Below are 15,205 nucleotides of genomic sequence, written 5' to 3' on the forward strand. Positions count from 1 at the left end.
GCACCACGTTATATGCCGAAGTTTTCGCTGCCTATGGCCGCGCGCCGGGCCCTCGCGCCATCAGGCACACTGAGCGGGAATTTCCCTAGTTGAGGAGGAGCCGTGGCCAAGGCCGCCCGCCGCCCCGAGCGCATCGACCCGACCTGGCCCGGCGAGACCGCCGACGGGCACCACCCGGTCAGCGAGCTCGCCAGCCACACCCAGGGCGCCCAGTCCCCGTTCGGCGAGATCACCTTCCCGGCCGAGGACGTGCACTACGAGCACCCCGTCACGGTCATCAACAAGTAAGAGGCGTGTTTCTGCTCGAAATCCTTCGAGGTCTAGGCTGTGCGCACCGCTGAGCAGCACTGACCGGGGAGGGTGCACATGCCGGTTCCGGGGCCGGGATATTCGATCACCGTGCGTGTCGAGGCGCCGCCGTCGGCGAGCGCCGCGGGCGACCTCACGAGCTCCATCGGCAAGGTCGGCGGTGTGATCACGGCCTTCGACGTCGTCGAGTCGCACTCCGACCGCGTCGTCGTGGACATCACCTGCAACACCCTCTCCGGCGACCACGCCACGGTGATCACCGACGCGCTCTCGGTGCTGCCCGGTGTGAAGGTGCGCAAGATCTCCGACCGCACCTTCCTGATGCACCTCGGCGGCAAGCTGGAGATCTCCTCCAAGGTCGCCCTGCGTAACCGTGACGACCTCTCCCGGGCCTACACCCCGGGCGTCGCCAGGGTCTGCCAGGCCATCGCGGCCAACCCGGAGGACGCGCGCAGGCTGACGATCAAGCGCAACACCGTCGCCGTGGTCACCGACGGCTCCGCCGTGCTCGGCCTCGGCAACCTCGGGCCCGCCGCCGCCCTGCCGGTGATGGAGGGCAAGGCGGTGCTGTTCAAGAAGTTCGCGGGCGTCGACGCCTGGCCGATCTGCCTGGACACCCAGGACACCGAGGAGATCATCCGCACCGTCGAGCTGATCGCCCCGGTCTACGGCGGCATCAACCTCGAGGACATCGCGGCCCCGCGCTGCTTCGAGATCGAGGCCAGGCTGCGCGAGAAGCTGGACATCCCGGTCTTCCACGACGACCAGCACGGCACCGCCATCGTGGTGCTGGCCGCGCTGCGCAACGCCCTGCGCGTGGTCGACAAGAACATCGAGGACTGCCGGATCGCCGTCTGCGGCGTCGGCGCGGCGGGTTCGGCGATCATCCGGCTGCTGCTCAAGCAGCGACCCGGCGACATCGTCGCGGTGGACATCGACGGCATCGTGCACACCGAGCGCGAGGGCCTGGTCGACGAGAACCTGCGCTGGATCGCGGAGAACACCAACGCGGACAAGATGAGCGGCACCCTGCACGAGGCGCTGGTCGGCGCGGACGTCTTCATCGGCGTCTCGGCCCCCAACCTCTTCGGCGCGGAGCAGGTCGCGACCATGGCGGAGAACGCCATCGTGTTCGCGCTGGCCAACCCGGACCCGGAGATCGACCCGCTGGAGGCGCAGAAGCACGCGGCCGTCGTGGCCACGGGCCGCAGCGACTACCCGAACCAGATCAACAACGTGCTGGCCTTCCCCGGGGTCTTCCGCGGACTGCTCGACGCGCACGCGCACACCATCACCGACGACATGCTCGTCGCCGCCGCGAACGCCATCGCGGACGTGGTGGACGCGGGCCAGATCAACGCCTCGTTCATCGTTCCGAGCGTGTTCGACAACGCCGTCGCTCCCGCGGTCGCCGAGGCCGTCCGCGCCGCAGCGGTGCGGGCGAAGGGCTAGACCGACGTGGCGGAGGAGCTGACCCACGTCGACTCGGCCGGGGCGGCGCGGATGGTCGACGTGTCCGGCAAGCAGCCGGGCGCGCGGCTCGCGGTCGCCACCGGCGTCCTGCGCACCACCGACGAGGTCGTCTCCCTGCTGCGCAGGGACGGCCTGCCCAAGGGCGACGCACTGGCCACCGCCAGGATCGCCGGGATCATGGGCGCCAAGCGCACGCCGGACCTCGTGCCGCTGTGCCATCCGATCGCGCTGTCCGGGGTGGTCGTCGACCTGCACGCGGAGGGGTCCGAGGTCCGGATCACCGCCACCGTGCGCACGACCGACCGCACCGGCGTCGAGATGGAAGCGCTGACCGCGGTCACCGTCGCCGGCCTCACGCTGCACGACATGGTGAAGGCCGTCGATCCCGCCGCCACCCTCGACGGCGTGCGCGTCGAGCGCAAAGAAGGCGGCAAGACCGGCTTGTGGACGCGTCCGGAGGGCCGATGAACACGCGCACGGCTCGGGTGATCGTGGCGTCGAACCGTGCCGCGGCGGGCGTCTACGAGGACAAGACCGGTCCGGTGATCGAGTCCTGGCTGAGCGCGAAGGGCTATTCCGTGCCTGCCCCCGTCGTCGTTCCGGACGGCGATCCGGTCGCCACCGCCCTCCGAGCCGCGGTCGCGGACGGGGTGGACGTCGTGATCACCACGGGTGGCACCGGGATTTCGCCGACCGACGGCACTCCTGAAGCGACTCGCTCGGTGTTGGACTACGAGATCCCCGGCCTCGCGGACGCGATCCGCGCGCAGGGCTTGCCGAAGGTGCCGACCGCGGTGCTGTCGCGCGGGGTCGCCGGGGTCGCGGGCCGGACGTTCGTGGTGAACCTGCCCGGCTCAACCGGCGGTGTGCGCGACGGCCTCGCTGTGCTCGAAGGTGTGCTCGACCACGCCGTCGACCAGCTTCGCGGTGGTGACCACGTCGCTTCTGCCGCATCCTCGGCCCAGGTGTTGCGCGCTGCGGTGACCGAGTCGCCGCTGGACGTCGCCGAGCACGCCGACCTCGTGGCCAGCCACACCGCGGGCGCCGTTGTCACGTTCTCCGGCGTTGTCCGTGATCACGACGGCGGGCGCGGAGTGCGCGAACTGGAGTACTCGGGTCATCCGAGCGCTGAGAAGGTGATCGCCGAGGTCGCCGCCGATGTGGCCGCCCGGCATCCGAAGGTCTACGCGCTCGCGGTCAGCCACCGCATCGGTGATCTCGGGATCGGTGACTCGGCCCTGGCGTGCGCGGTCTCGGCCGCCCACCGCCGCGAGGCGTTCGTCGCGTGCGCTGATCTTGTCGATGAGGTCAAGCTACGGCTGCCCATCTGGAAGCGCCAGCTTTTCGCGGACGGAACCGAAGAGTGGGTCAACTGCCCCTAACCCTCGCCCGCAAGGCCCAAGGCGCACCCCACCCAAGCTCCCCCTCATCCCGCGCTCGCCTACCCGCAGAACTCCCGTTTCGTACTCTTAGCCGTATTTGAGAGCGCTCTTTTTCCCGCTATGAGTACGAAACGGGGTTTTCCGGACCACGCTGGCGGGTGCGCGCGGAAGGCCCCGACCATCGCTGATCGGGGCCTTCCACCAGGACAAACGTCACTTCAGGTCGAGCTGCTGCCCGACGAAGATGAGGTTCGCGTCCTTGATGACGTCCTTGTTCCGCTCGAACACGGTCTGCCAGCCGCCCTCGACGTTCTGCGCCGAGGCGATCTTGGACAGGGTGTCACCGGCGACAACGGTGTAGTCAGCACCGTTCTTGGTCTGCACCGGAGCAGCGGCGGGCGCGGGGGTCGCGGCCGGCTTCGGAGCAGCCTTCTTGGTCACCTTGGAGACGGGCTTCGACTTGACGGCACCGCCGCCACCGCCGCCGCCGTTCGCCCAGCCGGTCTTCCTGGAGCAGTGCGGCCACGGGCTAGAACCACGCGCGTTGTAAAGCCGCTGAGCGATCTCGGTCTGCTGAGCCAGAGTGGCCTGGTGAGCGTTCGGGGCGTACTGCGTGCCACCGTTCGCGCGCCAGGTTCCGGAGTCGAACTGGTAGGCACCGTAGTAGCCGTTGCCGGTGTTGATGCTGGCGTTGCCGCCGCTCTCGCACTTGGCGAGGGCTCCCCAGTTGGGGGCGGCCGAGGCGGTGCCTGCGGTCACGACGAATGGCGCTGCGGCCACTGCGCCGGCGACAGCCAGGCGAGCCACGTTGCGACCGGTGGTGGACTGCTTGCGGTGCTTGCCTCGGTAAGAAGTCATTGCTCTCTCTACAACCGTGCCTGCGAGTGAGCTGTCGGGTTCGGGCTCTGTCGGGGATGCCCGGCCGGTCGGAACCGGCTTCACCCCTAGGGCGTTCGGGACGCCCGGAGTGCTCTCACGCTCCTGTCCAGAAGTTGTCTTTCCGCTCGGGGTCGTATCCGGGGACCTGCTGGACAGGATTTGGCGCGTCAGGTCTCCGGCACTGCGTCGGTTGGGTTTCGGGGCCAACCGAGAAGCGACCGTACGTAACCGCGGCGGCCAACCCAAACGTCTCCGGGTGTGACCGTCATCACTGTAACGCCGAGGGGGTGTTTAGCGATCTGTCGGGTTTAACCAGTTCGGGGCACCGTTACCGGGCCGTTTCCAACCCTGGATCAATTACCGACGGTGAGAACTGGGTCACGTGGGTGAAGGCCCATGTGGAGTAGGCGTACAACCCTTCAGCCCCTTGTGAGGAACGCTCGCAGTCCGCTCAGGTCGTCCGTGTTGAGGTGATCCACCCCAACGGTGACCAGCTGACGCCAAATCGCTTCACGTTCGGGGCTCGGCGTGTCGGGTGTCGCCCAGAACCGGACGCGCTGCCCGGCCTTGTGCGCCTTCGTCACGATGCCCTGGAGCTTGGCTTTTTCCGCGGCAGGCATCTGCCCGGCGCCGTTCCAGGTGAACAGCTTCGTCCAGTTGTCGGAGACCAGGGCCGCGAGCTTGGCGTCCGAGCCGGGACCGAGGTCTCCGGGGCTGGTCATCCGGCCGTCGTAGAACGCGAACCGCTGCTTCTGCCCGCTCATCAGCTCGCGAGGCCGATCTCCGGAAACAACCACGTCAACGGCATTGCGGACGATCTTGCCGGAGATGTACTGGCTGAACATGAAGGCGTAGCGCGGCGAGCGGAGCACCCGGTCCAGCTCGGTGTACGTGGTGGCGCCGTTGTTCTTGAGGTCGATGAGCAGCTGGAACAGGCCGGACCTACCGGCGTGGACCTTCCCGCGGTTGTCGATGACGCGCTGGCGCAGCGGCTCCAGGTACAGGGACTGGAGGGTGCGGTCCGGCCGCAGGTCGCCCGGGTCGTGCCCGACGAGCAGGGCGCCGTTCACCAGGTAGATGTCGGCCTCGACGCTCGTGAAGCCGTTGTCGAGGGCGTCGAACAGCGGGCGCTTGTGCTCGTAGTCGTTGTGCGCGTGAGCCTGCGAAAGCGGCTTGATGCGCGGTGAGGCCAGGACGGGCGCGGTGGCGCTTGCGAGCACTCCGAGGATCGTCAGCACGAGAACCGCGATGCGATGGAATGCCTGCACGGCCACCTCCTCAAACGGCGTCGACAGCTCGGACGCTAGGCGCTCGGGATGGACCGGTGATGAACGCCGGAAGTCCGGCCGCCGAGCGCGGGACGGCCGCAGAGGGGACGTTCGTCACTACGGGCAGGTTGCCCCTGTGGTGCGGAACACGTTAGTGGCACGTGGTGACGGCCCGATAACGGGGGGTCGCTTTTGTGTCCCGAGAGGGGTGGCGAGCGGCACCACGTTCCGGTCAATGCCGCAAAGAACGCCTACTGCACGTCGTGGTGCTTCACCAGGCGCGATGCTCGGCACGCCACCTATGTAATAGAGGTGTGCGTGGAGAGGCCGCCATGGGTTCTGGGGAGAGACCTCGTGGTCGGCGTGTCGCAGGGACGAGGGGGAGCGCGATGACGGTCGAGTTCAAGGTGCTCGGCTCGCTCGAAGTTGTGGTCGACGGCGAGATCGTGTCGATCAATGCTCCGAAACAGCGGGCGGTTCTGGCGGTGCTGTTGCTCCATGCCGACCAGCCGGTGCGGACGCCACGACTGATCAAGCACTTGTGGGGCGCGGCTGCCCCAAAGAACGCCTACAACGCGGTGCAGACCCACGTAACCCGGCTGCGGCGAGCACTGGGTCCTTCGGACTTGATCCGCACAGTCGAGGGCGGCTACCTCATCCGCACCGATCGCGTGGACCTCCAGCGATTCCGTGATCTCGTCGCACGTGCGCGAACTGCCAGTGATGAGGACGCACTACCCCTTCTGCGGCAGGCGACAGCCCTGTGGCGTGGTCCGCTGCTGCCAGACCTCCGGATCCGGTCTGAGCAGGAGGAGGAGCTAAACAAGATCGAGAGCGAGTTGCTCAACGCAACTGAGAACAAAGTCGATTTGGAGCTTCGCGCCAGACACCATGCCGAGGTAGTGGCCGAGTTGCGCGCTTTGACAACGTCATATCCACTGCGTGAAAGCTTCTGGAACAAACTCATGCTCGCGCTGTTTCGGTCCGGTCAGCAAGCGGAGGCCCTGGATGCATTTCGCAACGTGACCAAGGTGTTGAACGCGGAACTTGGCGTTACGCCAGGGCGCGAGCTTCGGCAGCTGCATCAGGAAATCCTCTCTGGAGAAGCCGAAAGGCAAGGAGAAGTCCGCGAGACGACGGTTCCAATCCCCCGGCAGCTACCTGCTGGCATCGGGAACTTCACCGGCCGCCGGGAAGCCGTGGACGGCCTGCTGTCCACACTTGGGTCCGACGCGGACGGTTGTCCCGTGGTCGTCGTGTCCGGGTCGCCAGGAGCAGGGAAGACCACACTGGCAGTACATGTGGCACAGCGACTCTGCTCTATCTTCTCTGACGGGCAGTTGCACATCAACCTCCACGGGTACTCCAGCTCAGAGCCACCCACTTCTGAGCAAGTTCTCTCGCGTTTCCTGCGGGCTCTCGGAGCTTCCTCAGAAGAGATCCCGGCACGCCTCGAGGAGCAGCACAAGGAACTCTTGGTGAGGCTCTCGGGAAGGCGCGTTCTGTTCCTGCTGGACAACGCTGCGACGGCTGAAAAGGTGCGTTCTGTGCTTCCCTTGGCAAAGGGATGCGGCGTGCTTGTGACTAGCCGTGTAAAGTTGACCGGGATCACGCAAGGTACTCCGGAGACATGTCTTTCTATCGGCGTCCTCGAAGAGTTCGAGGCTATCGAACTCCTTCGAAGCATACTTCGGGAGAAGTCTGCCTGCTGTGACTCAGAGGACGTTCTTGAGTTGGTTGAGCTCTGTGGCCGGTTGCCGCTCGCTCTGTGTATCGCAGGCGCGAACATTGCCGCAGAGGGAGTCGGTGTCGCGGAATATGTAAGACGACTGCGAGACGGTGACCGTCTTTCGATGCTTGCGATTGATGGCGATGAGCAAGCTAGGTTGGCGGCCACCTTCATGCTTTCGTATTCTTCGCTCGAAGCTGAGTTGCAGTCCGCCCTCAGGCTTCTCTCGATCGTGCCTGGGCGAGACTTCTGCGCAGATGCTGCGTCAACCTGCCTTGACTCGCGGACGCGGGTGGTCGTTCCGCTGCTCGATCGTCTCGTCTCAGCCAATTTGCTGGAAGCTCCCTATCCGGGACGATATCAGTTCCACGATCTCCTGAAACTCTTCGCGGAGCGCTGCCTGCGGTCGGATTCCTTGATTCATGAACGTCTTGAGGCCGAGCGTCGCATATATGGCTTCTATTTTCTCGGAGTGAACGGCGCGACGAAAATGGTAAGCCCCGAGAAGGAGCTCGACACCCTTCCTCGGGCATTTTCTCTGCTTCCCGAAGTAACATTTTCCTCAGTCGAGGAGGCGTCCGGGTGGGTGACTAAGGAGCTGGAGAACATTGTTGCGATTGTAGAATCTGCTGAGCCTGCCGGATATTCCGAAGTTTGCTGGCTGATTCCAAATGTGCTGCGGGGCTATCTATACGAGAAGCATCGGACGGTTGAATGGCTGCAGCTGGCTTCCGCCGGGCTTCGTGCTGCTCGACACAACCGCGACCGGGATGCTGAAGGCGCGATGCTGCATGGCATGGGCACGGCGTTCTGGGCGGACAACAGGATCGATGAAGCCATCGAACACCTCGACGCCGCAGTGGAAACTCGGAGAGAAATCGGTGATGAGGATGGTCTGAAATCATCCTTGATGAACCTGGCTATCGTTCTCTGGGGAGTCGGGAGCATTTCGCGCTCGGTAGTCCTCATGGAACAAGCGGCTACCCTTTTTGGGGAAGGTGATCCCATCCCGGGGAGGGCTCCAGTTCTTGTTAACCTAGCGATGATTTATGCCTCTTCGGGCCGCCTTCGGGAGGCTGTCGAGATTTATGGCGAAGCCCTCGATATCTGTAGGCGGTTCAATATTTCCTGGGGTGAGGCGAATGTGCTTGCAAACCTCGGTAACGCCTGCTGGGAAGTCGGAGACATGGTGCGCGCCCGCGAGCTTGCAAAAATGGCGGCGGTGGCATGTGCAAAGGTTGATCTTGGCGTCCAACAACCTCTTTGTGTTCTCGCTGAGATTGATATCGACTTGGGTTTTTTTGAGGAGGCTGAGGAATCCCTGCGGGCAGGCATTATTGAATGCCGAAAGGCTGGTGATCGAAAGATCGAGCACGAGTACTTGTGGGCATTTGGTCACTTGTGGCAGAGAATGGGAAAGTTGGACGAGGCGCTCGTCTGGTACACCGATGCGCTGGATCTGGCGCGGACGCTCGAATCCAGGGCGACCGAGTCTCGGGCGCTCTTGGACATGGCGACTGTTCACGCGGAGCTTGGGCGTCCGTCGTCCGGTTTGAGGCTGGCGCGACAGGCGATGCGTGTCAGCACCGAGGGTGGTTTCCGGGCTACGCAGGGCTCAGCGCTGACGGCAGCCGCTGTGTGTTGCTTCGTTGCAGGGCGGGCTGGGAGTGCGGCGGCGTTTGGCAGGAGGGCGTTGGAGGTGCATCGGGAGACGGGGCATCGGCCTGGGGAGGCGCGGACACTTCGGGTTATCGGGCAAGCTTTGTGGATGGCCGGTGAGCGGGCCGGGGCGCTGGAGCACTGGGAGCGGGCGGTGGAGATGTTCGCGGAGATGGGCATGCCGGAGGCCGACGGAGTGCGGGAGTTGCTTGGCCAGGCGCGATGAGCGTTGAGTTCAGGCTGCTCGGCTCGCTGGAGGTGCTGGTCGACGGGCGGTTGGTGCCGGTGAGGGCCGGGAAGCAGCGGGTGGTGCTCGCGGCGTTGCTGTTGCACGCGGGGCGGGCGGTGGGAGTCGTGGAGCTCCTGGACGCGTTGTGGGGGGACGAGCCGCCGCCAACGGCGCGCAACGCCTTGCAAACGCACATGGTGCGGCTGCGGCGGCTGCTCGGGGAAGGCGTGATCCGCACGGTCGGCGCGGGGTACGTGCTCGCCACCGAGCGGATCGACCTGGTGCGGTTCCGCGAGCTCGTGCGCAGGGCGAAGTCCACGTCGAGGGGGACGAGGGCGCGGCTGCTGGGCGAGGCGCTGGCGTTGTGGCGGGGCGCGGTGCTGGCCGATGTTTCCTCGGTTTCCCTGCACACCAACGAGATCGCGCAGCTCAACGCCGAGCTGCTCGATGTGGTGGAGCAGCGGATCGACGTCGACCTGGAGTTGGGGAAGCACCGGGAGCTGGTGGGCGAACTGCGCGCGCTGGTGGCGGACCACCCCTTCCGGGAGCGCTTCTGGGGGCAGCTGATGCTCGCCCTGTACCGCTCGGAGCGACAGGCGGAGGCGCTCATCGTTTTCCGGGACTTCGCGAATGCTTTGAAGGAGGAGCTGGGGGTCGCGCCGAGCGCGGAGCTGCGCGCGCTGCACCACGCGATCCTGGTGGGAGAGGTCGCGGCGCCGAGAAGCAATGTCGTTGTGCCACAGCAGTTGCCTGGCGACATCAGTGACTTCGTCGGGCGAGAGGAACTGGTCGACCGGATCAGGGAACTGCTGGATACGGGGACGAAGCTCGTAGTGGTGTCGGGTCCGCCCGGAGTGGGGAAGACCGCGCTCGCGGTGCGGGTCGCGCATCGGTTGAAGCAGCGGTTTCCCGACGGGCAGCTGCACGTGAACCTGCACGGGTACTCGGCCAATGCCCGGCCGACTCCGGGGCAGGTGCTGGCGCGGTTCCTCCGTGCGCTCGGCGTTCCCACGGACCGGGTTCCCGCCGCCATTGACGAGCAGGCGGCGATGTTGCGGTCGGAGCTCTCCGACCGGCGAGTGCTCCTGGTGCTGGACAACGCCATCGATGCCGAGCAGGTGCGGCCCCTCGTTCCGGATGCCGGTGGGTGTGCGGTTCTGGTCACCAGCAGGGGTGTGCTGCACGAGCTGATCAACCACGAGCGGGCCGAAGCGGTCGCGCTGTCCGTGCTGACCGAAGCGGATTCGTTGGCGTTGCTCGCGGAGTTCGTCGGAGAGGGCGTGCGGAGTGAGCCCGACGCGGGCGCGGAACTGGCGCGGCTGTGCGGGAACCTGCCTCTGGCGTTGCGCATAGCCGGAGCGAACATCGCACAGCAGGAATGCTCCGTGCGCGCATACGTGGACGATGTGCGCGGTGGCGACCTGCTGTCGGCACTGACGGTTGACGGCGATGAGCAGTCGGCGGTGCGGGCGGCGTTCGCGATGTCCTACGGCACGCTGTCCTCCGAAGCGCAGCGGTTGTTCCGGTTCCTGGGGCTCGTGCCCGGCCCGGACTTCACCGCCTGGGTGGCCGCCTCGCTTGTCGATTCCACTTTGGACACTGCGACCGCGCTGCTCGACGAACTCGCGACCGCGAACCTCGTGCAGCGGCACCAGAACGACCGCTTCCAGTTCCACGACCTCCTCCGTGCGTACGCGGCCGAGCAGGCCACGGCGGAGGAACTCGCGGAAGAGATCGACACGGCCGTGGACCACCTGCTGGACTGGCACCTCTTCGCCGCGGGGACGGCGCGGACGTTGCTGCCGCTGCGCGCCTACACGAACAAGCTCCCGGAGCGTGTGCGGATCGGCGTTCCGTTCAGCGACCGGGCAGGCGCCGAGGCGTGGATGGAGGACGAGCGCGCCAATCTGCGCGCCGTCGTGGCACTGGCCTCGCGAAGAGGACGGAACGAACACCTCTGGCAGTTCGTCGACGTGCTGTGGACCTACCTGCTGGCCAAGGGGCACAACGTGGATTGCCGGGAGATCGCCGAACGCGGACTGGCCACCGCCGTCGCGGTGGACGACAGCGGTGCCGTCGCGACCATGCACTCCCACCTGGCCCACCTGACCTGGATCAGCGGCGATCCGCGTGGCGCGCTCGTGGCGTACGACAAGGCGCTGGCCGCCGCGGATGACGACGCGTCGCTCGAACTGGGCAACATCCTGAACAACTGCGCCGGCGTGCACTGGGAACTCGGCGACAACGTCCAGGCCATCGAGTACCTCTGGCGCGCGACCCGGATCTACCAGGATGTCCAGGCCCGCCACCAGGAAGCGAACACCCGCGGCAACCTCGGCCTCGCGTACCAGGAACTCGGGCGGTTCCGGGAGGCGTCCGAGCACTACGAAGCAGCCATTCAGCTCGCAGCGCAACAGGGGGCGTGGGACAGCTACGCCAACCACTTGGCGAACCTCACGAATGCGCGCTACCTGCTCGGCGACTTCGAGGGAGCGCACAATGCGGTGCGGGAGGCGATCGACAGGTGCGCGGAACTCGGGTTGCACCAAGCCGGAGCCCTGGCCCATGTGGCTTTCGCCGAACTGCTCGCGACCGAGGGCGACGGGCCGGGCGCGATGCGTGAGGCACAACGCGCCCGGGAGTTGGTCAGCGAGACCGACAAGTGGGGCAACGTCGCCGTCTCCATCGTCGTCGGCTCCGCGCACCTCGCGTTGGAGGAGTTGACACAGGCGCGGGCGAACTACCGCGAAGCGATGAACGTGGCGCGGGAAGCGGGTTTCGTGCGGCACGAGGTCGACGCGGCGATCGGCCTGGCGAGAACGGGACTGCGCGCCAAGTCAACCGTTCAGGCCGTCGCGTACGCGCGGGCCGCCTTCGAGCAGGCGCGGGAGCACGGCATCCGGATTCGCGAGGCGGAGGCGTTGCACGTGCTCGGACTCCTCCTCCACGACGCGGGCGAGGTGGACGAGGCCCGGGAGCACTGGCTGCTCGCCGAGGCGATGTTCATCGAGATGGGCGTGCACACCGCGGCGGACGTGCGAGCCCTGCTGGACGGCACGCGATGACCATCGAGTTCCGCGTTCTCGGTGCGCTGGAGGTCGTCGTGGACGGCGAGATCCGGCCGGTGCAGGCGGCCAAGTTGCGCACCCTGCTCGCGGCGTTGCTGCTGCGCGCGCCGGAGCCGGTCAGCCCGGCCGAACTGATCGACATCATGTGGGGCGCGGAGCCGCCCGCCACCGCGCGCAACGCCCTGCACATCCACATGGGACGGTTGCGGCGGCTGCTCGGGGACGACGGCGTGATCACCACCGTCGCCGGTGGCTACGTGATCCGGCCGGACGAGGTGGACCTCGACCGCTTCCGCCGCCTTGCCGAGGCCGCCGGGCGGGCTGGTGAACCGGAAGAGGAGATCCGGTTGCTGCGCGAGGCCCTCGCGTTGTGGCGCGGCCAGGTGCTCTCTGACGTCGTCTCGGAATCATTGGACCGCAACGAGATCGCGTCGATCAACGACGAGCTGCTCGCGGCGCTGGAACACCGGGTGGACGCCGATCTGCGCCTGGGACGGCACCGCGAGGTGATCGCGGAGCTGCGCGCCCTGACCGCGGAACACCCGCTGCGGGAACGGTTCTGGGGCCAGCTGATGGTGGCGCTCTACCGTTGCGAGCGGCAGGCCGAGGCACTGGAGGCGTTCCGATTCGCCTCCGCGGTCCTGCGCAAGGAACTGGACGTCTCGCCCAGCCGCGAGCTTCGCGAGCTGCACCAGGCAATCCTGACCGGAAGCGCTGCTGTCGCCGCACCCGCCGTCGTGGTGGAGGCTCCGGCGAAGGTCGTTCCCCAACAGCTTCCGGCCGACATCTCTGGTTTCGTCGGCAGGCGCGAGCTGATCGAGCTGCTGGTGCACGAACGCCCGCGGCTGGCGGTGTTGTCCGGACCACCGGGAGTCGGGAAGACCGCCCTGTCCGTGCGGGTGGCGCACCAGCTGAAGCAACACTTTCCGGATGGGCAACTCTTTGCCAACATGCACGGCTACTCCTCGGGGACGGCGCCGTCGACCGGTCAGGTGCTCGCGCGTTTCCTCCGCGCGCTCGGCGTCGCGCCCGAGAAGGTGCCGCTGGAGGTTCCCGAACAGAGCGAGATGCTGCGCAACCAGCTCGCCGGTCGAAAAGTGCTGATGGTTCTGGACAACGTCGCGAACGCGGACCAGGTCCGCACGTTCCTGCCGGAGGGCAGCGACTGCACGGTGCTCGTCAGCAGCCGGGACACCCTGCGGGAGCTGGCCGCGGACGGTGCCGTCCTGGAGTCGCTCGACGTGCTCGCCGCGGATGAGGCGCAGAGCCTGCTCAGTGATCTCCTTGGTACGCAAAGGTTTGCCGATGACCGCAGCTCGGGGGAGGAGCTCGCGAGCTTGTGCGGCAACCTTCCGCTGGCGCTGCGGATCGCGGGCGCGAACCTGGCCGGGCAGAGCCGCACAGCGCTGAGCGAGTACGTGCGGCAGCTGCGCGATGGTGACCGGCTCGCCGTGCTCGCGGTGGACGAGGACGAACAGGCCGCTGTCCGTGCGACTTTCGCGTTGTCCTACACGTCGTTGGACGCCGAGCTCCGCCGGTTCTTCCGCGCGCTGGCGTTGCAACCGGGGCCGGATCTGACCGTGCGCACCGCCGCGTCGCTGGCCGGTGTAGCCGTCGAGCACGCGGCCGATCTGTTGCACCGGTTGGTTTCGGCGAGCCTGGTGCACGAGCACGTGCCCGGCCGGTACCAGTTCCACGACCTCGTTCGGTTGTTCGCCCAGCAACAGTCCACAGTGGAGGATGCTGCCGCGGATCGTGCCGCGGCGCGGGAGCGGCTGTTCGTCTTCTACGTGGCCAGCAGTGCGGCAGCGGCGGGCAAGATCACCCCTGAGCTGTACTACCTACCGGAGTTCCAGGTTGCAGCGGGGACGATCAGCCTGGAGTTCACCGAACTGCTCGACGCGCACGCGTGGATGGAAGCCGAGCGCGCGAACCTGATGGCCGCGGTCGTGTTCGCCGCGGACCACGGGCCGCGATGGGCCGCGTGGCACGTGGCTGCCTACCTGACGAGCTTCTTCCGGCACACCCGCGATGACGCCGACTGGCGGCTGGTCGCCGAGTTCGGGCTGCGCGCCGCCGTGGAAGAGAACGACACCCGCGGTCAAGCAGCCCAGATGCGCAGCCTCTCCATGCTGTACTGGTGCATGGGGGACAACGAGAAGTCGCTGGAGTACTCCACGCAGTCGCATTCCCTCTACCAGGAGATCGGCGACCGGCGCGGCCAGGCACAGGTGCTGAGCAACATGGGTGTCTCCAACGCCATGTCCGGAAACCAGACGGCGGCCGTATCGCTGCTGTCGCAGGCGTTGGCGATCGAGGACGAGCTCGGCGCGTCGCGCGGACTGGCCAACTGCATGCTCAACCTCGGCACGGTCTACGCCTACATCGGCCAGGTGGACCTCGCGGTCGCCACCTTCACCAAGTCCCGCGAGCTCGCCGCGGAACTGCGGGTGCGGCACGTCGAAGGCGTCGCCGGGCACAACCTCGCGATCCTCGACCGGGAGGCGGGCCGGTTCACCAAGGCGCTCGACGGGTTCGAGCGCACGCTCGCGGTCTGGCGGCAGGTCTCCTCCAGCCACGACGAAGCGGCGGTGCTCGACGAGATCGCGGTCACCGAGGTGCTGCTCGGCCGCTACGCCAGCGCGCTCACCAACGCCAACGCGGCGCTGCGGTTGTCGGCCGGGACCGGGAACCGGCTCAAGGAGGTCGAGGCGCTGAACACCATCGCCTCCGCCTACGTGCGGCTCGGCCAGCCGGAGCGCGCCCTGCCGGTGCAGGAGGAGGCGGTGCGCCTCGTCGGCGAGATCGGCTACGAGCACGGCACCGTGGACGCGCTGATCGGCCTCGCGGCGGTGCGGCGCGCGCTCGACGACGGCGCGGCGGCGGTGGAGTCCGGCCGGAAGGCGCTCGCCTGCGCGGTCGACAACGGCCTGCGGCTGTGCGAGCCGAGGGCGCTGACTTCCCTTGCGCAGAGCCATCTTCACGTTGGCGAGGCCGAGGAGGCGGTTGAACACGCCAACCGCGCCCTGCCCGTGCATCGCGAGACGCGCCAACGGGTCTGGGAGGCGTGGACGGTACAGGTACTGGGGTTGGCTTGTCGCGCCCTGGGAAACAACGTCGATGCTGTGGTACATCTGCGCGCCGCGCATGAGATGTTCGTCGAGATGGGGATGCCGGAGGCCAACTCGCTCTCGGTGTAGTGGTGTTAG

At 67.0% G+C, this 15,205-nt stretch carries 9 protein-coding genes and 1 riboswitch; of the genes, 7 read left to right on the forward strand and 2 right to left on the reverse strand.

The window, feature by feature from the left end; genetic code table 11:
- Positions 1-102 precede the first annotated feature (102 nt).
- From NLX83_RS12540 to NLX83_RS12555, 4 genes are all read left to right on the forward strand, one after another.
- Entirely contained in the window at positions 103-288 is a 186-nt protein-coding gene (locus tag NLX83_RS12540; protein WP_030433349.1) for a hypothetical protein, read from the forward strand.
- Positions 289-366: 78 nt separating this feature from the next.
- Positions 367-1,761 (forward strand): NAD-dependent malic enzyme, encoded by a 1,395-nt coding sequence (locus NLX83_RS12545; protein WP_254235002.1) that lies wholly within the window; start codon positions 367-369, stop codon positions 1,759-1,761.
- 6 nt (positions 1,762-1,767) lie between these two features.
- Positions 1,768-2,250 (forward strand): cyclic pyranopterin monophosphate synthase MoaC, encoded by a 483-nt coding sequence (moaC, locus tag NLX83_RS12550; RefSeq protein WP_308209300.1) that lies wholly within the window; start codon positions 1,768-1,770, stop codon positions 2,248-2,250.
- The gene (locus NLX83_RS12555; RefSeq protein ID WP_254235003.1) at positions 2,247-3,164 is read left to right on the forward strand and encodes a molybdenum cofactor biosynthesis protein MoaE; all 918 of its coding nucleotides are present in this window, start codon (positions 2,247-2,249) and stop codon (positions 3,162-3,164) included. Before moaC ends, NLX83_RS12555 begins: the two co-directional genes overlap by 4 nt.
- A gap of 213 nt (positions 3,165-3,377) precedes the next feature.
- Here NLX83_RS12555 and NLX83_RS12560 read toward each other — a convergent pair whose 3' ends face one another.
- Positions 3,378-4,022, reverse strand: coding sequence for a transglycosylase family protein (locus tag NLX83_RS12560; RefSeq protein ID WP_254235004.1), 645 nt, complete (start codon positions 4,020-4,022; stop codon positions 3,378-3,380).
- Between the two features lie 2 nt (positions 4,023-4,024).
- Positions 4,025-4,218: riboswitch (cyclic di-AMP (ydaO/yuaA leader) on the reverse strand.
- A gap of 244 nt (positions 4,219-4,462) precedes the next feature.
- Positions 4,463-5,311, reverse strand: a complete 849-nt coding sequence (locus tag NLX83_RS12565) for a phosphatidylinositol-specific phospholipase C/glycerophosphodiester phosphodiesterase family protein (RefSeq protein WP_254235005.1) — start codon at positions 5,309-5,311, stop codon at positions 4,463-4,465.
- 389 nt (positions 5,312-5,700) lie between these two features.
- Here NLX83_RS12565 and NLX83_RS12570 point away from each other — a divergent pair, with 389 nt between their 5' ends.
- From NLX83_RS12570 to NLX83_RS12580, 3 genes are read left to right on the forward strand one after another with little or no spacing between them, the layout of a single operon-like run.
- Positions 5,701-8,925, forward strand: coding sequence for an AfsR/SARP family transcriptional regulator (locus NLX83_RS12570; RefSeq protein WP_254235006.1), 3,225 nt, complete (start codon positions 5,701-5,703; stop codon positions 8,923-8,925).
- Positions 8,922-11,993, forward strand: a complete 3,072-nt coding sequence (locus NLX83_RS12575; protein WP_254235007.1) for an AfsR/SARP family transcriptional regulator — start codon at positions 8,922-8,924, stop codon at positions 11,991-11,993. Before NLX83_RS12570 ends, NLX83_RS12575 begins: the two co-directional genes overlap by 4 nt.
- Positions 11,990-15,196 carry an AfsR/SARP family transcriptional regulator gene (locus NLX83_RS12580; RefSeq protein WP_254235008.1) on the forward strand — a complete coding sequence of 1,069 codons (3,207 nt, stop codon included), beginning with the start codon at positions 11,990-11,992 and terminating at the stop codon, positions 15,194-15,196. Before NLX83_RS12575 ends, NLX83_RS12580 begins: the two co-directional genes overlap by 4 nt.
- The last annotated feature ends 9 nt before the right edge of the window (positions 15,197-15,205 follow it).

The organism is Allokutzneria sp. A3M-2-11 16, from assembly GCF_024213555.1.
GTDB lineage: Bacteria > Actinomycetota > Actinomycetes > Mycobacteriales > Pseudonocardiaceae > Allokutzneria.

What these genes read in the sequence shown, in the direction of transcription:
- NLX83_RS12545 (WP_254235002.1), top strand. Translation starts at nt 367, where the DNA reads ATGCCGGTTCCGGGGCCGGGATATTCGATCACCGTGCGTGTCGAGGCG.
- NLX83_RS12555 (WP_254235003.1), top strand. Translation starts at nt 2,247, where the DNA reads ATGAACACGCGCACGGCTCGGGTGATCGTGGCGTCGAACCGTGCCGCG.
- NLX83_RS12560 (WP_254235004.1), bottom strand. Translation starts at nt 4,022, where the DNA reads ATGACTTCTTACCGAGGCAAGCACCGCAAGCAGTCCACCACCGGTCGC.
- NLX83_RS12570 (WP_254235006.1), top strand. Translation starts at nt 5,701, where the DNA reads ATGACGGTCGAGTTCAAGGTGCTCGGCTCGCTCGAAGTTGTGGTCGAC.
- NLX83_RS12575 (WP_254235007.1), top strand. Translation starts at nt 8,922, where the DNA reads ATGAGCGTTGAGTTCAGGCTGCTCGGCTCGCTGGAGGTGCTGGTCGAC.
- NLX83_RS12580 (WP_254235008.1), top strand. Translation starts at nt 11,990, where the DNA reads ATGACCATCGAGTTCCGCGTTCTCGGTGCGCTGGAGGTCGTCGTGGAC.